The sequence below is a fragment of the Tistrella mobilis genome (genome assembly GCF_041468085.1).
Lineage (GTDB): Bacteria > Pseudomonadota > Alphaproteobacteria > Tistrellales > Tistrellaceae > Tistrella > Tistrella mobilis_A.
In genome coordinates this window covers 2,683,613-2,704,602 of the sequence record NZ_CP121017.1, presented here as the reverse complement: position 1 = coordinate 2,704,602, position 20,990 = coordinate 2,683,613, and the positions used below count along the sequence as shown (strand labels likewise).

Genomic DNA, 20,990 nt, shown 5'->3' with positions numbered 1-20,990 from the left:
TGGAATGACATGCTGTCGACCTTGATTGTGACGGCGGACATGGTCGTTCAGCATAAGTGCCGGATGTCGGGTGAACCGGCTCTACAGGGCGGCGGTGACGACCGGCAGCTTCCGGTGCTCCACGATGTTCAGGCCATACCCCCTGAGTGCAACCGGGGTGTGCTGCGAATTGGAGAGAAGGATCATGTCGTGGATGCCGAGTTCCGCGAGCACCTGGGCGCCAACGCCATAGTTGCGTAGCTCCGCCTTGTCGACGAGCGGCTCACCCGACTTGACCCGAAGAAGCTGTGAGAGGGGCATATCGCGGCTGAACAGCACGACGACGCCTCTGCCTTCAGCTGCGATGTCCTGCATGGCGTGAGCAACGATTTTGCTGCGGTCGCCGGTCTGGCCGAGGACGTCCGACAGAATGTCGAGCGCGTGCATGCGCACCAGGGTCGGCCGCTCGTCGATCACGCCCTTCACCAGTGCGATCGCTTCGGTATCGATCGCCTTGATGCGGAAGGTGATGGCGGTCCATTCACCACCCCATCGACTGTCGAATTTCGTGGTGACGACACGCTCGACATCATGATCATGGCGGCGACGATAGGCGATCAGGTCGCGGATCGTGCCGATCTTGAGCCCGTGACGGCGGGCAAAGGCGATGAGATCGTCAAGACGGGCCATCGTGCCGTCTTCCTTCATGATCTCGCAGATCACGCCGGAATGGTTGAGGCCGGCCAGGCGCGCCACGTCCACCGCCGCCTCGGTATGTCCCGCGCGGACCAGCACGCCGCCGGGTCGTGCAACCAGCGGAAATATATGGCCCGGTGAGACGATATGCTCGGGGCCCCTGGCGGTGTCGATCGCCACCGCCACGGTCCGTGCCCGGTCGGCTGCGGAGATGCCGGTGGAAACACCCTCGCGCGCCTCGATTGAAACGGTAAAGGCCGTTCCGTGCCGGGTACCGTTCTCCGCACTCATCAATTTGAGGCCGAGCTGATCGACCCGTTGCTTGCTGAGTGCGAGACAGATGAGGCCCTTGCCATGTGACGCCATGAAGTTGATCGCCTCGGGCGTCGCCATCTGCGCCGGGATGACGAGATCGCCCTCGTTCTCCCGATCCTCGTCGTCGACAAGGATGAACATCCGGCCATTGCGCGCCTCGTCGATGATCTCCGCCGTCGAGGACAGGAACGGATGGCGTGAGGTGCAGGACAGCATTGTCATGACAATCCTTCGATCAGCAGATCTTACCGTGTACGCCGGAACCGGCGGCACGATTCGACTGCATCATGTGTTCGAGAGGGCGCTGCGGATCAGGCTGTCTTCGGAATGGTCATAGAGAGAATCGATGAGGTCCTTGTAGCGTTCATTCAGGACCTTCCGCTTCTTCTTCCTGGTGGCCGTCATCACGCCATTCTCGGCGGTCAGTTCCTCGGGGAGGATCCGGAACGACTTGATCTGTTCGACAGGGGCCAGTCTCTGGTTCGCCTTGGCGACTTCGCCCTCGATCAGGCGGATGACAGCTTCCGACGAACAGAAATCCGAATATGTGTTGATGATTTCGTTGCGGCTTTTGGCCCAGTCGGCAGTCGAGATGTGGTCGACCTCGATCAATGCCACGAGGTATTTGCGCCCGTCGCCGCAAACCGCCGCCTCCGAGATGTACGGACTTTGCCGCAATTCATTCTCGATCTGTGCCGGGCTGATCGACTTGCCGCCGGAGGTGTTGATGATTTCCTTTTTCCGATCGATGATCGCCAGCAGGCCATCCGGGCGGCGTTCGACGACGTCGCCCGTGTGAAGCCAACCGTCGCGGAGGGCCTCCAGCGTATCCTCGGGCTTGTTCAGATAGCCGATGAACAGGCCGGGCCCCGCAACCAGCATTTCGCCGTCGCCGGCGACCCGCGTCTTCCAGCGAGGATCCGCGATCGGCACGCCGATCGTGCCGGGCGTCGACCAGTCGCGCATCTGGGCGACATTGGCTCCGACCAGTTCGGTCTGCCCATAGGCTTCCTTGAGATTCACACCCCATGTCTGCCAGAGCTTCATGACGTCCGGCGGCATGGGTGCGGATGCGGTATAGGGAGATGTGAGCTGGTCGAGCCCGATCTCCGCCAGAAGCGGCAGAAAAATCTGATCGCGACAGGTGGCGAAAAGCGCCTGGAGAAACGGATCATCGGGGCCGTCCGCCTGGCGATCCGCAAGGGCTTTCTGTGCGATCGACATCGCGAAGTGATAGGACGTCTTCCGTGCCGACGAGGATGCGTTGATCCTGCTGACCAGTTCGGCGGCATAGCGTTGATAAAAGCGCGGTGGCGCCATCCAATAGGTCGGCTTCACGTCCTGAATGGTCGTCGCGAAATCGGCGCCGGTCTCGCCGAAATAGGGCGTCACCTTGCTGATGAGGGGAAAGACGATCCCCTGTCCGAGCCCCACGACATGAGAGAGCGGGAGATGGACGACCACCCGCTGGGGGTCGCGGTAAAGGGCCGGGCAATAGCTTCGGGTGGTCGCGGCCCCCTGGATCAGCGACCGGTGGGTCAGGATCGCGCCCTTGGGATTGCCGGTCGTCCCTGAGGTGTAGACGATGCAGGCATTGTCGCCGGGACGTGCCAGGCCGGCCTGATCGTCGAGCAGCGCGACACAGGCCGAAGCCGGCGCCGAGAACTGCGACAGCGTCACGAGGTTGCCAAGGGACGGGACCGTGGGATCGAACACCACGATCTTTTTGAGCGTCGCCGCCTGCCGGCTGCGCAGGAGGATGTCGAGTTCCTTTTCGCCGGCAACGAAGACGAATTTGCTGCCGGAATCTTCCAGGAAATATTCCACCTCCTCTGTCGACGAGGTGAAATAGATCCCGACCGCCACACCCCCGCAACAGGCCGTCGCCATGAAGGCGATGACCCATTCCTGTGAGACGTCGCCGATGATGGCGACGTGGTCCCCTTTCTGCAGGCCATGATCGAGGAGGGCGCGCGACAGGCAGGCAACCTGTCTTGCATAGTCATCCCAGGTCGAGGCGTGCCACGAGCCGCCCCGTTTCTGAAAGAAGGCGACGTCCTTGCCCATTCTGTCGCGGCGGTCACGAAGCAGCGACGGCAGCGTCCCGTCTTCGGGGGGCATCGGCGAAGGAGCAATGGCAGAGGGGGCCGCCGTGGCAAATGATTGTGGCCCGCCCATGTCAGTAGCCACCTTCTGCGAAGCGCTTGCGCTTCTCGCGAAACGTAGCGACGGCGTCTCTGCGCTCAGGGCTGTGGAAGGTCAGCATTTCGAGCGCCGCCGCCGTGTCGAGGTTCAGATGAACCTGGTCCTTGATCAGCTTGTTGACGGCATATTTGGTCCAGACGATAGCGTCGCGGGGGCCGGAGGCCAGCATCTCCGCATAGCGGATTGCGTGCTGAACGACGGTTCCCTCCGGCACGACCTTGTTGATCATGCCGGCCGCGGCTGCTTCCTCCGCCGAAATGAAGTCGCCGGTCATCAGATAGTGTTTGGCCCGGACCGGCCCCAGAAGAAGCGGCCAGATCACCGCGCCGCCGTCTCCGGCAACGACGCCGGCCGTCACATGGGTGTCGGCGAAGCGGGCGCCGGGTTCCGCGAAGACGACATCGCAGAACAGGGCGAGCGTGGCACCGAGGCCCACGGCAACGCCGTTGACGGCGGCGATCAGCGGCGATTCCAGTTCGAGCATGTTGCGGATGAGATGACGCCCGGAGCGGGTGGCGGAAATCGTTCCCACCTCGTCATCGAGCGCGTTCTGATCGCCGCCGGAGCAGAAGCCCCGACCCGCACCGGTGAGCACGATGGCCTTGACGGTCGGGTCGTTGTCGAGGTCCACGAACAGCTCTTCGAGCGCTGTGTGCATCGGCCAGTCGATGGCGTTGAGAATTTGGGGGCGATTCAGGGTGATGATCGCCACGCCGCTCGTGCGCTTTTCGACGAGCAGGCCCTTATAGGTCTTGTCGGTCATGAGACTCTCCGGATCGGTCGAAAAAGGATCAGGCGGAGGTGCCCGTCTTTCGCATCATGCGGATCTGTTCAAGTATCTCGTCGGTCGGACGCACCACATTGTTCCGGTCGTTGAAGTGCGGAATGACATGGCGCCCGACCAGATCGATCGCCTTCATGATCTCGGTATGTGAAACAGAGTCGATGTGGAACAGAATCTCTTCGGCGCCGGCGTCGATGAACCGTTCCAGCTGACGGATGACCGTGTCCGGACTGCCACAAACCAGGCTGGCCGATTCGTTCAGGAGATAATCCCAATCGGTGGCTGCGCGCTGGAGGGCCTCCAGCCCTTCACCCATATAGGCGTAGTCGTCGGCGATCTTCGCGAGACGCGGATAGGCATCGGTCGAGATGCGGGCATACTGCATCAGCGGTTCGGCATAGATGTCCTTCGCCGCCTGATCGGTTTCGGCGATCCCAAGGAATACCGGCATGCCGAGACGCGGACGGTCGAGGGGGCCGTTCGGATCCCGGCGCCAGTTCGACCGATAGGCTTCCACCATCTTCGCCTGTGCCTCCCAGCCCTGATAGAGCGTGTGGCTGAGGACCGCGAGCCCCTGCCGGGCCGCCCAGACGTGACTGCGCTCGCTGGTCGCGGCGATGCCCATCAGCGGATAGGGCTTCTGAAGCGGCTTCGGGACCAGCATGCGGGGCGGAACCTGATAATGCTCGCCCTGGAAGGAGAAGATGTCCTTGCTGAAGGCTTCGCGGATGAGCGCGATCCCTTCCTCCATCTGCGCAAGGGTTTCAGCGGGCTCCACATTGAAGGCCCGCATCGCGATCGTGGTGTTCGCGCGGCCGCAATACAGCTCCAGGCGCCCGTTGGACAGGATGTCGGTGACGGCGGCACGCTCTGCCGTGCGCAGCGCGTGGTTGATCTTTTTGGGCATCAGCGAGACCGCCGGCCGCAACCTGATGCGGGATGTGACGGCCGCGAGGTAGCCATAGACGACTTCGGGCGCAGAGCTGGAAATCCCGCCCAGTGCGACATGCTGTTCGGACAGGCTGACGATGTCGAAACCCATCTTCTCGGCGAAGACCGCTTCCTCGACAAGCTCATGAAGCCGGCGCGAATAACTCTGGCCAACCAGAGTTTCCTGCTCGGACCAGAAGCCGAACGTGACTGCCATTTTGGGATGCCCTCTCGGGTTTGTTTGGAATGCCCCTTCAATGACTGGAAGCTTGTCACGAAGCCGGCGGCAGAACCTGCCGAAGATCCGTGATGCCGGCTGCGTGTTCGGAATATTGTTCGGCAGGCGGGGGAGCTGCCCCGTTACGCCGGATCGCCGTGAGACAGGCCCGCGACGAGGAGGGCGGCGATGCGCTCGATGCAGTGTCGGCCGATGGCCGCTGATGATCCGTCGGGGTCACCAAGAATGCCGTTGGCGCTGACGGCAGAAAGCCCGTCGCGCCACATCAGCTCCAGATCGCCTTGTGAGAGAAGACCCAGTCTCCCGGCCTCGTAGTTCCTGGTACGCACCCGCTCTGGGTGAAGGTCGAGCATCACCGAGGTTTCAGCGATATCGGCATGGCCCCCGACCTTGACCGGCTCGCCGCCCGCTTCCGCGACGGCATCGCGCCATGTCTCCAGCCATGCCCTCGCATCGGTGAACGCAGAGACATGGCAGGAGGCGGGCATGGCCGACCGCAATCGCGGCAGCATGGCGGCAAGTGGCGGAAAATTGCCCACATGCGCGGAGAATATGAGGATACGCTCGAAACCGTGCCGCGCCAGGCTGGTGCAATAGTCCCGGCAGATCATTTCGAACGTATCGTCGCGCAGCGAGATCGTGCCGGGAAAGGCGAGATGATGGGACGAGCAGCCGACCCGTATGGTCGGCGCAAGCAGCGCCCCTCCCACACCCTTCGCCACCAGAACGCCCAGATGTTCCGCGTGGTCGGCATCGACGCTGAGCGGCAGGTGTGGCCCATGCTGCTCCACCGCGCCGCAGGGGATGACGATGGTCCGGATGCCGCTTGCAATGGCGAGAGCGACCTCGGCAGAGGTCATGAACTCAAGCCGGAGATGATCGCCGTCAATCATGTTTCTGCCTCGCCTTGCGCTGGAGGAACTGTTCACGTGCTACGGCCGTCTCTTCACGACTCAGATAATCCTGCATATCCTTAAGTGTTCGTGCTTCGAGTTCTTCATCGGTCATATCGGTTGCATCGTTGAAGGTCCGTTTGATTGCCGAGAACAGGTGCATGTCCTTGAGGCGAAGGGCCTCGGCAACGATACGGGTCCGGTTCTGCACGTCCTGGAAGCCGACAACCTCGTCGACGAGACCCATCGCCCGGGCCTCCTGTGCCGAAACAAGTTCACCGGAATAGAGAAGGCGCTCGGCAGTCCGGCGGCCGAGGCGGTTCATCGCCTGGCGCATGCCCTTCGCCGCCGGAAGCAGCCCGTGATTGATTTCGGGGAAGCCGAACCGGGCGTCTTCGCTCGCCACGACGTAATCGGCATACAGCACCAGTTCCAGCGCGCCGCCCACCGCATAGCCGTTGACGGCGCACAGCAGCGGGCACCGGTAGCCTTCGAGCACGGTCAGCAGGCGGTGGAAGCTGCGCATTCTTGGAAGCGCCGTGTCCGCCGTCGTCGTGATCTCGCGAATATCGCCGCCGGCACTGAAGAAGCGCTCGCCGGCACCGGTCAGTATCACGGCCGGCGCCTCGGCCTCTTCCCCGAACCGGATAAGGGCATCCGTCAGCGCCTGGATCAGGTCAAGGGTCAGCGCGTTGGCGGGCGGCCTGTCGATGGTCATCCGGACCAGCGCCGGGGATGCACGATCGATCCTCAGCATGTCGCATCCTTTCACGTCAGCATGTTCAACCCGGCCTCGTCATCCCGGCGGTTGTTCACCATCGGCATGCGGGACCTGCCTGCTGACGCGACGTTAGCGCGGGCGCCCAAATGGGTTCTGCCGAAGACGTATCATGCGCGCCGGCCTGAAAGAACATCGTGGCGTGACGGCGCAGTTCGGCGGTGGTCCATGCCGAATGCGCCATTGGTGGCGGCCGCAAAGAAAAGCGGAACCTGCACGATCCATGCGCAGGTTCCGCTAAAGCCGTTTGAAAACGGGGCGGCCGCCAGGGGCGGTTCGGGAGGTGTCAGAGGTCGGTGACGCTGGTCCAGTCGATCCAGCCGAACACCCAGGTCGCCAGGATGAACAGGCCGAAGGCGATGCGATACCAGGCGAACACGGCATAGCTGTGCTGCCCGATGAATTTGAGCAGGCCCCGGACGGCGATCATGGCGAAGATGAAGGAGGTGACGAAACCGATCGCCAGCACGCCCAGATCACCCGCAAGCAGGGTGGAGCCGTGCTTCATGAACATGTAGGCCGTGGCACCGATCATCGTCGGGATGGCGAGGAAGAAGGAGAATTCGGTCGCCGCCTTGCGCGACATGCCGAAGATCAGGCCGCCCATGATGGTGGAACCTGAGCGCGAGGTGCCGGGGATCAGCGCAAGACACTGACAAAGGCCGATCTTCAGCGCGTCGGACCAGCGCATCTCTTCGGTCGAGTGTGCCCGGATGCGGTGATCGCGCTTCTCTGCCCAGAGGATCACCACGCCGCCGACCACCAGCGCCGTGGCCACCGTGATCGGGTTGAACAGGTATTCCTGGATGATGTCTGCAAAGAGCAGTCCCAGAATGACCGCCGGGAAGAAGGCGATCAGCAGGTTGCGGGTGAAGCGCTGCGCCTCGCGATCGCTTGGCAGGCCGGCGACGACATGGACGATCTTTCCGCGATACTCCCAGACGACGGCGAGGATGGCGCCCAGCTGGATGATCACGTTGAAGGCGATGGCAAAGTCGCCACGGAAATTCAGCAGATCGGCGACGACGATCTGATGGCCGGTGCTGGAGACCGGCACGAATTCGGTCAGACCTTCGACAATGCCCAGAACCAGGGCGTCGACGGCATCTCCAAGGGTCACGGTAGCGCTCCGGAAAGGATGGATGCGGCGGGTGCGGCCGCCCTGTTTAGCACATCATCCGCTGTCAGATCATGGTCCGTTTGGGGGTTCAGCCCGGCGCCGCATGCAATGCCCGGGACGCGAGCGTGACGAAACGTCACTCTCAAACCGCTTACGCTCATGCTAGATTTGATCTGCAACAAACACGCGGTGCATGAACGGCACCGCAAAGGCGCCCGATATGCAACGGATGCGCCCTTCGACGATAAGGTCCGAGAGCCATGAACGACAGCCGCCTTCTGCCCAGTTCCGGACAGCCGCCCACGAGCTGCTCGCGTGTTGATTGCGACGCCTGCGATGTGCGTGCCCTGACTTTCTGCGGTGATCTCGGCCATGATGCGATGTCGGCGGTGGCGTCGATCGTGTCGCGGATCGAAGTTCCGGCCCATGCGCTGCTTGCCGAGGAAGGCGAGCGGTCGCCCTATGTGTACAACGTCACCGCGGGTACGGCGAAGCTGTACAAGAGCCTGCCGGACGGGCGCACCCAGGTTCTGGGCTTCCTGCTGCCCGGAGATTTTCTTGGCCTGGGTGATGACCGCCTGGGCGGCCTGGCCGCCGAGAGTCTGACCCGGGTCTCGGTCTGCCGCTTCCGGCGCCGTGATTTCGAAAACCTGCAGGAGCGGATCCCGGTTCTGGGTCGCCGACTGCTGAGCCTGGCTCAGGACGAGATCGCCCGCTCGCGCGAGCAGATGTTGCTGCTGGGCCGCAAGAGTGCCCGCGAACGCCTGGCGTCGTTCCTGCTGGGCCTCTATGACCGGCTGGAGGCACGCGGCGAGGCGAACGATCCGCTGCCGCTGCCGATGACGCGGACCGATATCGGCGATTATCTTGGCCTGACCATCGAGACGGTCAGCCGGACGCTCGCCGCCTTCAAGCGTGACGGCATCATCTCGCTCGACGGCGTCCATGCCGTCCGCCTGCTCGACCCTGAGCGGCTGCGATCGCTGGCGACGGGTGACGAGGCGGACCGGATGGCGGCCTGCTGACCCGAGACCGGATCGGACCTTAAGACAATGAACGCCGGCCATTGAATGGCCGGCGTTCGTTTTTCAGGCGATCCGGCCGAGGGCTCAGTTCTGGTAGGGGTCGGCCGCATCACGCAGCCCGTCGCCCAGGAAGTTGAAGGCCAGCACCGTAAGGACCACCGGCACCACCGGCAGCAGCAGCCAGGGGTACTGGGTCACGACGTTGATATCCTGGGCATCGTTCAGCAGCACGCCCCAGGAGATCAGCGGCGCACGCACGCCGAGGCCGAGGAAGGAAAGCGCGGTCTCGCCAAGGATCATGGCCGGGATGGTGAGCGTCGCCGAAACGATCAGATGGCTCATGAAATTGGGCAGGAGATGGCGGAGGATGACCCGCCTGGGGCGTGCGCCCATCACCACCGCGGCGGTGGCATAGTCCTCTTCGCGCAGCGCCAGAAGCTTCGAGCGCACCGCCCGGGCAAGCCCCGTCCAGTCGAGCAGGCCCAGGATCACGGTGATGCCGATGAAGATCCACAACGGATGCCAGGTGACCGGCATGGCGGCCGACAGAGCCATCCAGAGCGGCAGTTCCGGGAAGGAGCGGATAACCTCGATCAGCCGCTGGATGGCACTGTCCACCCAGCCGCCGTAATAGCCCGACAGGCCACCGAACAGGATGCCGAGGGTGAAGCTGATGGTGATGCCGATCAGACCCACCGTCAGCGAGATCCGTGCACCCTCGATCACCCGCGAAAGCATGTCGCGCCCCAGCCGGTCGGTGCCGAGCAGGAAGACCGTACCGCCCTTGGGCGGGCAGATCAGCCGGATATCCATGGGGATCAGCCCCCAGAGCCTGTAAGGCTCTCCCGAACAGAGGAAGCCGATCGGCAGCGGCCGCACCCGGTCTTCGGAATAGGTCCGGGTGAGCGTGTCCATGTTCAGCGCATAGCGGGTGCCATAGACGAAGGGACCGACGAACTCGCCATTGTGGAACAGATGCACCGTCTGCGGCGGGGCATGGATGTTGTCGATATGGCGGGTGTTGGGGTTATAGGGGCTGAGGGGCTCGGCAAAAATCATCACCAGATAGATGAAGCCCAGGAACCAGAGCGAGGCCATGGCGAGCTTGTGCCGGCGCAGCCGCCAGAACATCAGCCGCCATTGCGACGCGAGATAGTATTTCTCCTGCGCCGGGGTCAGGGCCTCGTCATGGACGGGATCGAAGGCGGCGTGGGAGATGTAGCGCTCGGGACCGCTCATCGCGAACGTCCTCCGTCGAGGCGGATACGCGGATCGAGCAGGGCGAGCAGCAGATCCGACACCAGCACGCCGATCACCGTCAGCAATGCCATGAACATGAGGAAGGACCCGGCCAGATACATGTCCTGCGTCTGCAGGGCGCGCAGCAGCATCGGCCCCGTGGTCGGCAGCGACAGCACCACCGAGACGATGGCCGCGCCCGACACCACCTGCGGCAGCACATTGCCCAGATCGGCGATGAACGGGTTCAGCGCCATGCGCAGCGGATATTTCACCAGGATCTTTGCCGGGTGCAGACCCTTGGCGCGGGCGGTGGTGACGTATTGCTTGCGCAGTTCGTCGAGCAGATTGGCCCGCAGCCGGCGGATCATGCCGGCAGTGTTCGAGGTGCCGATCACCACCACCGGCACCCAGAGATGTTCCATCACCGAGAGGAATTTGGCCCAACTCAGCGGCTGGTCGAGATATTCCGGATCCATCAGCCCGCCGATCGAGGTGCCGAACCAGATGTTCGACAGGTAGAGCAGGACCAGGGCGAGGAGGAAATTGGGCGTGGCGAGGCCCAGGAAGCCGATGAAGGTGAGGCCATGGTCAAGCGCGCTGTACTGGCGGATGGCGCCGTAGATGCCGATCGGGAAGGCGACGGCATAGGAGAAGATGATGGTTGCAAACGACACCAGCATCGTCAGCCAGAGGCGATCGCCCACCACTTCCGCCACCGGCAGCTGATACTCGAAGGAATAGCCGAGATCGCCGACCAGCAGGCCCGAAGCCCAGCGGAGGTACTGTTCCCAGAGCGGCAGGTCGAGCCCGTATTCTGCGCGCAGAAACTCGATCTTCGCCTGGCTGGCCGCCTCACCTTGGGCCGCCAGCTCGGCAAGCTGGGTCGTCAGATAGTCGCCGGGCGGCAGCTGGATGATGACGAAGACCAGGATGCTGATCAGGATCAGCGTCGGAATCATCATCAGCAACCGCCGCGCGATGTAGGCGAACATCGCCTGCCTTGCTCCCCCTCCTGGATCCGCCGCGGGGTTCTGTGGTGCCCCTCAGCTGTCGCGGCGGATCTTCAGCCCGATCGGTTCTCGGGCGCCTGTCAGTCGTCGAGCCAGAAGCGTTCCGGCCGGTAGAGGCCGAAATGCGCACCCGGATCCCAGTTGTAGAGCCCGCGGTCGGGCAGGTTGCGCAGCCGCCGGTTGGCGACGACCGGCTGCAACACGCCTGCCACCAGCGAGATGGTGTAGACCTGATCGGCATTGATCGCGAGCATCTCCCGCCAGATCCGTGCGCGATCCGCCGAGGAGGGTGCCACCGTCCAGGCCTTGTAGAGCGCCAGCAGCTGTTCAGCCTTGTCGATATCGGGTGCCTCGCCCGAACGGCCGCCGGTCTCGAAATACTGGCCCCATTTCGGCCATTGCAGCGATTGCTGGCTGACCGGCGCCAGTTCCCACGGGTCGGTCTCGGCGGTCGCAAGGCCGGCTTCCAGCCCGAACCAGACGCTCATCAGCGTGTCGCCGGCGAAGATCCGGTTGCGGAACAGGTCGCGCTGCATCGGCCGGGCATAGATCTTGACGCCGAGCTGCAGCCACTGGTCGTGGAGCAGTTCCAGCACGTCCATCTGCTCGGTGCTCTCGCCCGCAGTCTCGATCACCAGCTCCAGCGGCCGGCCATCGGGCATCAGCCGGATGCCGCGCTCGTTGCGCTTGTCGAGACCCATATCGTCGAGCAGCTTGTTGGCCCGGTCGACATCGTGATTGGCCCAGACCTTCCGGTAGCCAGGGCGCGACAGCGGGCTTTCGTCGAGCACACTGTTGCCGCCACCGATGGTCAGGCCGTAATAGAGCACGGCGTCGATCTCGTGCCGGTCGACGCCCATGGACAGCGCCCGGCGAAAGCGCGCATCGCGAAACAGCGCCCGCCAGCCCGGATCGCGGGCATTGAGATTGGGGTAGAGCGCCAGATGGGCGCCGCGCCCGGTACGCCACAGTGTGACCTTATAGTCGGAGCGCGTCTCGCCGGCCTTAAGGAAAGTGTAGTCGGTGAAATCGAGCCCGCGCGCCTGGAGCAGGGCATCGCCGGTGCCGGCGCGTGCCGAGATCAGCTTTCCGTCGACGATGTCGATCGCGATCTGGTCGAGATAGGGCAGCTGGTGGCCGTTCAGGTCGATGCGATGGTAATAGGGGTTGCGCTCGACCAGGAACCGGACGGCCGGCGGCGCCGTCACCAGCCGCCAGGGCTGCAGGGTCGGGAAATCCGGATTGCTGAAATCGGTCGCCGTGTCCATGCGGTTGTGCAGCGCCGCCCAGCTCGACTGCTTGCGCTTTTCGATCATCGCGGCAAGCTTTTCCGGGTCGGCGTAGCGCTCGTGGAACTGGCGCAGGTAATGGGCCGGCCGGTAGAGGGTCAGCGGCAGCGGCCCTGCAATTGCTGGCAGCAGCCGAGGGTTGGGCTTCGACCATTCGTAGCGCACCGTGGTTGCGTCGATCACGGTGAAGCGCGGCAACTCGCCATCCACCAGAAGCTCGCGCGGCGGGCCTGCCGGGTACAGATTGCTGTTGTTGACCACGTCTTCCCAATAGTAGCGGAAGTCGTCGGCCGTAAAGGGTTCGCCATCGGACCAGCGATGGCCGGGGCGCAGATGCAGGGTGAAGATCCGCCCGTCCTCGACATCCATCTCCTTCAGGATATCGGCTTCGAACGAGAAGTCGCGGGTGTAGCGGACCAGCCGGGCATAGCCGTAGACCATGGCCATGCGCACATCCTTGGGCCGGCCGACCAGCATCGTCCAGCTGCCGCCATAGCGGCCGGGGCTGAGATCGGGGCCGACGACATCATCGACGGCCGGCACCGTCGGCAGACGCTCGGCCATCGGCGGCAGTTTGCCCTCGGCCACCTGCCGTTCAAGCACCGGCGGTTCGATCAGCCGGTCCGGCATGGGGGCGCTGGGCGCGATCATCATCTCGATGATGCTGCCCATCGCACGCCCGTCATCGCCGCCGTTCGATGCGGTGGCAGGCGCAGCCCCGGCAAGCAGGGCGGCGACCAGGATGGCGGCGAGGCGGATCATGCCGCGGCCTCCGCGCTTGCCGCCACCCGGACGAAATGGCCCGGCGTCACCTCTTCCATCACCGAGGGCCCGTCCGGCACCAGCCGCCAGGGCTCGGGCCATGCAGACGGATCCGAGGCGCGGCCATCCATCAGCGCCGCGAAATCGAGCGGCCGGTCGGGATCGGCCTCGGGCACCGCGGCGATCAGCGCCTTGGTGTAGGGATGGCGGGCATCCTCGAACAGTCGTTCGCGCGGCGCGCTCTCGACGATCCGGCCGGCACACATCACCAGGATGCGGTCGCACATGTAGTCGACCACGGCCAGATTGTGGGAGATGAACAGATAGCCGAGGCCCAGCACATCCTGCAGATCCTTGAGCAGGTTCAACACCTGCGCCTGGACCGAAACGTCGAGCGCCGAGACCGGCTCGTCCAGGATCAGCAGTTCGGGGCCCAGGGCCAGCGAGCGGGCAATGCCGATGCGCTGCCTCTGACCGCCCGAGAAGCTGTGCGGATAGCGGCGGAGATGGCGGACATCAAGCCCCACCATCTTCATCAGCGCCTTCACCCGGTCGGCACGTTCCTTCGCGGTGCCGATGCCGTGGATTTCCAGCGGCTCGGCGATGATGTCGAACACGGTCATCCGCGGGTTCAGCGAATGGAACGGGTCCTGGAAAACGTATTGCAGCCGCTTGCGGAACGGAATCCAGCCGCCCTCGTCGAGGGCGGCGAGGTCGGTGGGGGCGGCGTCGTGATCACCCTGAAACAGGATCCGGCCTTCATCGGCGCGGATCGCACCCAGCAGCATGCGCGAGGTGGTGGTCTTGCCGCAGCCGCTTTCGCCGACCAGGCCGACGCTTTCGCCGCGGCCGACGGTGAAGGAGACATGGTCGACCGCCGTCACGCTGGTGCCGCCGCCGCGGGCGAAGAGCCCGGTGCCGCGGCTGGTGAAGCGCTTGGTCAACCCTTCGACCGCGAGCAGAGGCGTGCCCGCCGCCGCCCTGGGGCCGGTGCCCTGACGGCCGACGACATCCACCGCAAGGCGGGGATCCAGCGCGATTTCGCGCAGCGGTACCAGGCGCTCCGACCGCTCCATGCCGATCCGCGGCACGGCACCAAGCAGGGCCTTAAGATAGGGATGTTCCGGCTTGCGGATAAGCGCGGCCGCCGGGCCTGCCTCCATCACCTTGCCGCGATAGAGCACGACCATGTCGTCGGCCAGGCTTGCGACCACGCCCAGATCATGGGTGATCAGCAGCACGCCCATGCCCAGCTCGTCCTGAAGGTCGCGGAGCAGTTTCAGGATCTGGGCCTGAAGCGTGACGTCGAGCGCGGTGGTCGGCTCGTCGGCGATGACCAGGGCCGGGCGGGCGGCAAGCGCCATGGCGATCACGCCGCGCTGACGCAGGCCGCCCGACAGTTCGAACGGGTAGCGGTCGAGGGCGGCTTTCGGGTTCGGGAAGCCCACCTTGTGCAGCATGTCGGCGGCGATGTCGCGTGCCGCTGCGGCATCTTCGTTCAGATGAAGCCGCACCGCCTCGGTGATCTGGTCGCCGAGCGTGTGTAGCGGCGACAATGCGCTCATCGGCTCTTGAAAGATCATGCCGATGCGCCCGCCCCGGATCCGGCGCATCGTCCGGCCGGTGGGGGCGAGCGTTGCAAGGTCGGTGGCCTGGCCGTCGAGCGGATCGGTGAACACCGCGGCCCCGCCCTCAATCCGGGCAAGCGAGGGCAGCAGGCCCATCACCGCCTGGGTCAGCACGCTTTTGCCCGAGCCGCTTTCGCCGACCAGGGCAGTGATCCGGCCCGGATGGATGGTGAAGGACACGCCGTCGACCGCCGTCAGCGGCCCTTCGGGCAGATGGAAGCGCACGACCAGATCGCGCACCGACAGCAGTGGCCGCGGCTGCGGCCACGCATGGCGCCGCCCGCTCATGCGATCCCCCGGGCGAGGCCGAGCGCTGCCAGGTTGTGGGTGGTCACGTCATCGAGCGGCAGGGCGCGGGACTCGGCCGCGGTGAGCGCCAGGGCAACGAGGCGATGGAAGTCTTCCAGCGTGTCTTCGGCGGCAAGCCGCACGCCGCTGTCGTCGATCAGACGCAGGCGGAACCAGCCGGCACCCTTGCGGGGGGCGAAATGTTCCAGCCGGAAGGTCCTGAGGCGGGCGAGATCCAGCCGGTTCCGACCGAAGGCGGTCTGGCGGATGATGAGATGGCCATCTGCCGTCCAGCTTTCGGCAAGCTTGAGCCCACGCTGAACCGCGAAGCTCGCGAACAGCATCACCAGGGCGATCAGTATCAACCGCAGCACGCCGTTCATGCCGTCGACGACCAGCAGCGGCAGGGCGATCACTGCGCCGCCGGCGGCCGCGCGGGCAAGATCGGCGATCAGGGGGGGCGGCCGATGACGCAACCGCGGCAGGGCCGCAGCCGTCGGGCGTGCCGGCACGGGCCTGCCGGTCAGGTCCATGGCAGTCTCCGGCGTGGTCGGGAGCGACGTCGTGGAAAAGGTCACCGGTCCGGATCATCCTCGGCGTTGCGCGATCCCCATGTCGCGCCGTCGATAGGATGCCCGTTGCCCCCCGCGCCTTGCAAGCCGTTCTGCGCCGATGTGGACGAGCATCGACATGTTGCGCCGCGATGCCAGGGATCAGGGCGAGAAAATGGTCGGCAGATCCGGCCAGATTACCGCCGGATGGCCGGCGAAATATGCCATCAGCCGGTCGAGAAATTCATCCAGTGCCGGGTCGTGCACAAGATGATGGGTCAGCAGACCGGTGGGCTCCTGTGCATCGGCGTGACCGCTGCGCCGGGCGGCGAGATGTGCGGTGATGGCGGCGACAGCAACGGCTTCGCCGATGAAGCCGCGATTGCCGCGCCAGTCGATCGGGTCGATATGGGTGTTGACCTCCACCACCCCGGGCGCCGGGCATCGGGCCTTGCGCGGCTTGAACCGGCTGAGACCGCCGAGGCCGATCAGGGGCAGTTCCCTGATCAGCGGCACCGGCAGCCGGTTCCAGGGCGGGGTGAGCACCGGCAGCAGGCGAGGCCCGAACAGATCCGCCAGACGGGCATGCCCGCGGGCGAGATCGCCGGCCATCTCTACCATCGGCCGGCCGCAGGCGAGTTCGGATTTCTTCTTGTCGGGGCGGGCATGGTTGGCATGCGACCAGCCATGGACCAGCACCCGGATCGCCGCGGGCGCAGCGGCCAGCCGGGCGGCTAGGGCGGGTTCGGCGGCGGCCGGGATCACCGCCAGTGCCAGAGGCACCCGGTATGCATTCACGCGTCCGAGCAGCCGGTCGAGGGCGGGAGAGGGGGCGACGGCATCGTCATCGCGCCACCAGAACGTCGCCTGCCGGCCGGCGGCGGCCCAGGCATCGAGTTCGGCGGTAAGATCGGCCCAGGGGTCCGCAGCCATCCGGCACTAACCCCCGGCCGCCAGCCGGTCGTGCAGCAGCCGTGCCGACGCGGCAGCCCCGTCCATGTCGAGCCGTGGCCAGTTCCGTTCGGCCGCGAGGGCACGATCGGCGGCGGCTGCCAGTGCCCGGGCGGTGAGCGCGTCTTCGTCGACCACCTCGACCAGGCCGCGCTCCGCCACCAGACCGGCGCGCAGCCCCTGTTCGGTTTCAAGCCCGCCGGCATAGGGCACGACCACTGCCGGCACCCGGTTCTCGATCACCTCCAGCAGGGTGTTGTAGCCCGCCTGAGAGATCGAAAGGGCAGCACGTCCCAGCATGGCGACGAAATCGGGACGCGCGCGTTCCACCACGAAACCCTCCGCGTCGGCCTCTGCCGCCACCTGGCGCAGATCGTCGAGCACGGGATCCGCCAGATTCCAGCCGACCAGCAGCCGCCAGCGCCGGCGCGCCAGGGCTGGCGAGGCGAGGGCGCGGGCGGCGATGGCGGCGCGGAACAGGGCCTCGCTGACGGCCCCGCCGCCGGCCGAGACCAGAACCTCGTCCCGGCCATCCTGAACGCTTCCACCGGGCGGGGGCGCGCTCTGGCGCGCCCGGTCGACCACATAGCCGGTATAGCGGACGAGGTCAGAGACCTCGGCCATCAGCGGAAAAGTGCGCTCGAAGGGCACCAGCGCCGGATCGCCGTGGACCATGACCAGATCGTAGAAGCGCCGGGCGCGTTCCAGCATCTCGCGGCGACGCTCTTCCTTCGGCGGCTCGACCAGGATGTCGCGCACCGACGAGACGATCAGCGCCGGGCGGGGAAGGGCGCGGGCCGCTTCGACCATCGGCACGATCTCGGAGGCCAGCTGGCGGCGGCCGAAAGGAAAGAGTTCCGTGATCACGGCCACCGGCCGCAGACGCTCGACGATCGCCACCAGATGATCGCGGCGCCGGGCCCGCCAGGCATCGTCGACCACCTGTCCGTCGGGGCCGACCAGCACCTTGAAGAACTTGTCCACCGCCCGCGTCGGCGGCAGCTGAACGAAGTCTGCCCGTCCGGTATCCAGCCCGCGCACCGGAAAGCCGCCGCTGACATAGGTGACCGCGAAGCCCGCCGTCTCCAGCGCCCGGGTCAGGGTCGCCGCCCGCTTCTGATGGCCGATGCCGAGCAGGTGCTGGACATAGAGCAGGATGCGCGGGCGATCGGTACGGCTGGTGGTGGCGGGGCTGACGTCGACCATGGGGGTGTCGGGCATGGGGGCGGGCGTCCTCAGGCGAGCTTCAGGTTCAGGTGATGCACCGCGACGGCGCCGGTTTCGTCCACCCGGAACAGATGGGCGGCGTCGCGGGCGAGCTTTTCCGGTGGCTTGCCCAGCATCGGCCAGCCGGTGGCGGCGGCATAGATCGCACGGATCACGCCCTTGTGGGTGACGGCGACGACATTGCGGCCATTGGTGCCGATGGCCGCAAGCCAGGGCTTCAGCCGGCGCTGGACGTCGCGCGGGCTTTCGCCCTCGGGCGGGCGGAAATCCAGGCCCCGGGCTTCCATCAGGCTCATGTGGTCGGGCTGTTCGCGGCGCAGATCCTCCAGCCGCCGGCCTTCCCAGATGCCCCAGGCCATCTCGACCAGTTCGGGCGCCACCCGGGCGCCCGGAGCCCCCAGGCGGGCTGCGGTCTCGCGCGCCCGGAGGAGGGGTGAGGTGTACCAGTCATAGGCGGTGGCGATGGCCGCCGGCACCTGCCAGCCGGTCACCTCGGCGCGGCCCCGATCGTTGAGCGGCAGATCGTGCCGGCCCTGCATGCGGCCCTGATCGTTCCAGTCGGTGCGGCCATGGCGGATCAGGGCCAGGATGATACCGCCGGTGGTCGGGCGGGCGGGTCCGGTCATCTCGTCTCCTCCGTGGACCGGGGGCGCCGCGCCGCATGATTGCATGCGGCGCGCAGCAGGGCGTCGTCGAGTGCCGCGGCGGCCGCGGCCAGATCGCGGGCCGACGCCCGGCCGGCCGCCGCTGCGGCCAGCCGGGCGCGGGTGCCCTGATCGTCGATCAGCCGCCGGGTGAGGGCGGCGAGGGCGGCAGCGTCTTCGGGCGGCGCCAGAAGGCCGGTCACACCGTCTTCGACCACATCGGGCACACCGCCGGTGCGGCCGGCGACCACCGGCAGCCCTGCCGCCTGTGCTTCGAGCAGGGCCATGCCATAGGCTTCGCGCACCGCCGGCCAGACCAGGATATCGGATGCCGCCATCGCTGCGGCCAGGGGGGCGGGGGCAAGCGCCCCCAGGAAATGCACCCGGCCGCCGCCTGCGGGTTCAAGCGCCGCCATCACATCGGTCCTGGCGGGACCGTCACCGGCGACCAGCAGATGGAGCGGCGCGGTGGCGAGTGCCGGATCGGCGAGCATGCGGCCGATCACGCGATAGCTGTCGAGCTTGTCGCCGGCCCGCATCATGCCGACCGCGAGCAGCCAGGGCCGTGCCGGATCGAGCCCGGCCATGGCGGCAAGCCGGGCGCGGGCCTGATCGCGACCGGTGCGGGCGGCCTGAAACACGCCGATATCGTCGAGAAAGGGCGGCAGCAGGCGAAGCCGCTCGGGCGGCAGCAGGCGCGCCAGGCAGACGGCGTCGAGCCGGGTCATCGGCATCACCAGATCGGCGGCGGCAAGCGCATGGCGGGCGGCGCGGAAGCCGGTTTCCCACGGGCCGGTGGCGCGCTTCGGGGCATCCGATGCCTCGATCACCAGATAGGGGATGTCGAGTGCCGCGGCGACAACCGGCCCCAGATGGTCGGGGGCCTTGTGATAGAGGTGATAGGTGATCCAGGCTTCGGGGCGCGCGGCGGCAGCGGCGGGCCGACGCGCGTAGCGGCGGGCGAGAGCATGGCCGAGGGCGGTGCCGGTGCGCGCGATCCGCACCTGCCGGGCGGGGTCTCCGCGGCCGTCGCGGCTGCCGAAGCGGCAGGCGACCTCTGCCTGATGGCCGGCCTTGCGGAGCGCGGCCAGGATCTGGCGCGCCATCCGCCGGTCGCCGCTCGGCACCGGATGGTCCGGATGCTTCAGAGGGCAGTAGAGGGCAACCCGCATCAGCGGCCCCCGCGCGCCGCCACCGCCGCCCGCAGCCGGTCGATCAGCGGCCCGACCGAGCCGGTCAGCGAGAAGGCGCCTTCGAGCTTTCGGCGCCCGGCCTCACCCATCTCCGACCGGCGGGCCGGGTCGCGGATGAGATCTCCCAGGGCGGCCGACAGACCGGCCGCATCGTCGGGCGCCACCAGCAGGCCGTTTTTGCCGTCGTCGATGAATTCGGGGATGGCAGAGACCCTGGTCGCCACCACCGCCAGACGCTGGGACTGGGCTTCCATCAGCACATTGGGCAGGCCGTCGCGGTCGCCGTCGCCGGCGATGCGGCTGGCGAGCACGAACAGATCCGCCCGGCCATAGGCCTCGATCACTTCGGCCTGGGCGCGGGCCCCCAGCCAGTCGACCCGGTCGGAGATGCCAAGGCGGCCGGCCTGTTCCTTCAGCCGGTCCCTGAGCGGCCCGCCGCCGATATGGAGGAAGCGCCAGGAAAGGCCTGCCGGCAGCTCCGCCAGGGCATCGAGCACGGTGTCCCAGCCCTTCTTCTCCACCAGCCGCCCGACGCCGACCAGGATGACCGGGCGGGTGGGGTCGGTGCCGTCCGGCCCTGCCGGCAGCGGGCCCGGATCGGGAAAGCGCGAGAGGTCGAGACCGTGATAGAGCAGCCGGACGCGGCCTTCGGGCGCCAGCGACGCCAGATGATCACGATTGGCGGCGGTGCAGGTGACGGCCCAGGCGCAATCGGCCAGCTTCTCGGCCTTCTCCCAGTCCGGGCTGGTCCAGATGTCCTTGGCATGGGCCGAAACCGACCAGGGCAGGCCGCGCATGATCGCGGCATAGCGCGCGACGGAAGCCGGGGTGTGGAGGAAATGGGCGTAGATCATCGCCACATCGTCTTCCAGTTCGGCGGCGAGCACGGCAGCCTGGCCGAAGCGGCGGATGCGGTTGCGGGTCCGGTCTCGGGCGAGATCACGCAGCCAGAGCGCCCGGGCGCGGGCGAAGCCCGGCAGGCGTGCGGCACGGCGCAGGCCGTGCAGCACCCGGAACGGCTCCTGATGAAGATATTCCGGCAGATAGCGGACCCCGGCCGTAATCTCGCGATGGACCGGATGGACGCGGGTATCGGTGGGGTGGCGCAGCGACACCAGCCGAAGCGGCAGCCCGGCCAGTTCCAGCGCCCGGATTTCCTGGGCGATGAAGGTCTCTGACAGGCGGGGATAGCCTTTCAGGACCACGGCGATGGTCGGCCCGCCGTCAGGCCCGCCGCCGCCG

At 66.4% G+C, this 20,990-nt stretch carries 18 protein-coding genes; 1 reads left to right on the top strand and 17 read right to left on the bottom strand.

Features of this window, described 5'->3' with window-relative positions; all coding sequences use genetic code 11:
- Window positions 1-81: 81 nt before the first annotated feature.
- The 7 genes from ribB to P7L68_RS18000 form a co-directional block, all read right to left on the bottom strand.
- Window positions 82-1,212, bottom strand: a complete 1,131-nt coding sequence (gene ribB / locus P7L68_RS18030) for a 3,4-dihydroxy-2-butanone-4-phosphate synthase (protein ID WP_372006871.1) — start codon at window positions 1,210-1,212, stop codon at window positions 82-84.
- A 63-nt stretch (window positions 1,213-1,275) separates the two neighbouring features.
- Complete coding sequence (locus P7L68_RS18025) at window positions 1,276-3,057, bottom strand: long-chain fatty acid--CoA ligase (RefSeq protein ID WP_372000431.1); 1,782 nt, start codon at window positions 3,055-3,057, stop codon at window positions 1,276-1,278.
- 112 nt (window positions 3,058-3,169) lie between these two features.
- Window positions 3,170-3,958, bottom strand: coding sequence for an enoyl-CoA hydratase/isomerase family protein (locus P7L68_RS18020; protein ID WP_372000429.1), 789 nt, complete (start codon window positions 3,956-3,958; stop codon window positions 3,170-3,172).
- A gap of 28 nt (window positions 3,959-3,986) precedes the next feature.
- Window positions 3,987-5,126 (bottom strand): LLM class flavin-dependent oxidoreductase, encoded by a 1,140-nt coding sequence (locus P7L68_RS18015; protein WP_372000427.1) that lies wholly within the window; start codon window positions 5,124-5,126, stop codon window positions 3,987-3,989.
- A gap of 143 nt (window positions 5,127-5,269) precedes the next feature.
- Window positions 5,270-6,040: a creatininase family protein gene (locus tag P7L68_RS18010; RefSeq protein ID WP_372000426.1), complete on the bottom strand. Its 771-nt coding sequence runs from the start codon at window positions 6,038-6,040 to the stop codon at window positions 5,270-5,272.
- On the bottom strand, window positions 6,033-6,797 hold the full coding sequence (locus P7L68_RS18005; protein WP_372000424.1) for an enoyl-CoA hydratase/isomerase family protein: 765 nt from the start codon (window positions 6,795-6,797) through the stop codon (window positions 6,033-6,035). The genes P7L68_RS18010 and P7L68_RS18005 overlap by 8 nt, the downstream gene beginning before the upstream one ends.
- 307 nt (window positions 6,798-7,104) lie before the next feature.
- Window positions 7,105-7,938 (bottom strand): undecaprenyl-diphosphate phosphatase, encoded by an 834-nt coding sequence (locus P7L68_RS18000; protein WP_372000422.1) that lies wholly within the window; start codon window positions 7,936-7,938, stop codon window positions 7,105-7,107.
- 338 nt (window positions 7,939-8,276) lie between these two features.
- Here P7L68_RS18000 and P7L68_RS17995 point away from each other — a divergent pair, with 338 nt between their 5' ends.
- On the top strand, window positions 8,277-8,963 hold the full coding sequence (locus P7L68_RS17995; RefSeq protein ID WP_372000421.1) for a helix-turn-helix domain-containing protein: 687 nt from the start codon (window positions 8,277-8,279) through the stop codon (window positions 8,961-8,963).
- Window positions 8,964-9,047: 84 nt separating this feature from the next.
- Here P7L68_RS17995 and P7L68_RS17990 read toward each other — a convergent pair whose 3' ends face one another.
- From P7L68_RS17990 to P7L68_RS17945, 10 genes are all read right to left on the bottom strand, one after another.
- Complete coding sequence (locus P7L68_RS17990) at window positions 9,048-10,202, bottom strand: ABC transporter permease (RefSeq protein WP_372000419.1); 1,155 nt, start codon at window positions 10,200-10,202, stop codon at window positions 9,048-9,050.
- Window positions 10,199-11,197: an ABC transporter permease gene (locus tag P7L68_RS17985; protein WP_372000417.1), complete on the bottom strand. Its 999-nt coding sequence runs from the start codon at window positions 11,195-11,197 to the stop codon at window positions 10,199-10,201. The genes P7L68_RS17990 and P7L68_RS17985 overlap by 4 nt, the downstream gene beginning before the upstream one ends.
- Window positions 11,198-11,295: 98 nt before the next feature.
- Window positions 11,296-13,266: an ABC transporter substrate-binding protein gene (locus P7L68_RS17980; protein ID WP_372000415.1), complete on the bottom strand. Its 1,971-nt coding sequence runs from the start codon at window positions 13,264-13,266 to the stop codon at window positions 11,296-11,298.
- Window positions 13,263-15,182 (bottom strand): dipeptide ABC transporter ATP-binding protein, encoded by a 1,920-nt coding sequence (locus tag P7L68_RS17975; protein ID WP_372000413.1) that lies wholly within the window; start codon window positions 15,180-15,182, stop codon window positions 13,263-13,265. Before P7L68_RS17975 ends, P7L68_RS17980 begins: the two co-directional genes overlap by 4 nt.
- Window positions 15,179-15,715, bottom strand: coding sequence for a hypothetical protein (locus P7L68_RS17970; RefSeq protein ID WP_372000411.1), 537 nt, complete (start codon window positions 15,713-15,715; stop codon window positions 15,179-15,181). Before P7L68_RS17970 ends, P7L68_RS17975 begins: the two co-directional genes overlap by 4 nt.
- A 180-nt stretch (window positions 15,716-15,895) precedes the next feature.
- On the bottom strand, window positions 15,896-16,666 hold the full coding sequence (locus P7L68_RS17965; RefSeq protein ID WP_372000410.1) for a polysaccharide deacetylase family protein: 771 nt from the start codon (window positions 16,664-16,666) through the stop codon (window positions 15,896-15,898).
- 6 nt (window positions 16,667-16,672) lie between these two features.
- Complete coding sequence (locus tag P7L68_RS17960; RefSeq protein ID WP_372000408.1) at window positions 16,673-17,905, bottom strand: glycosyltransferase family protein; 1,233 nt, start codon at window positions 17,903-17,905, stop codon at window positions 16,673-16,675.
- A 14-nt stretch (window positions 17,906-17,919) separates the two neighbouring features.
- Window positions 17,920-18,537 (bottom strand): histidine phosphatase family protein, encoded by a 618-nt coding sequence (locus P7L68_RS17955; protein WP_372000406.1) that lies wholly within the window; start codon window positions 18,535-18,537, stop codon window positions 17,920-17,922.
- Window positions 18,534-19,727 (bottom strand): glycosyltransferase family 4 protein, encoded by a 1,194-nt coding sequence (locus tag P7L68_RS17950; RefSeq protein ID WP_372000405.1) that lies wholly within the window; start codon window positions 19,725-19,727, stop codon window positions 18,534-18,536. The genes P7L68_RS17955 and P7L68_RS17950 overlap by 4 nt, the downstream gene beginning before the upstream one ends.
- Window positions 19,727-20,953, bottom strand: coding sequence for a glycosyltransferase family 4 protein (locus tag P7L68_RS17945; protein ID WP_372006870.1), 1,227 nt, complete (start codon window positions 20,951-20,953; stop codon window positions 19,727-19,729). The genes P7L68_RS17950 and P7L68_RS17945 overlap by 1 nt, the downstream gene beginning before the upstream one ends.
- Window positions 20,954-20,990 lie beyond the last annotated feature (37 nt).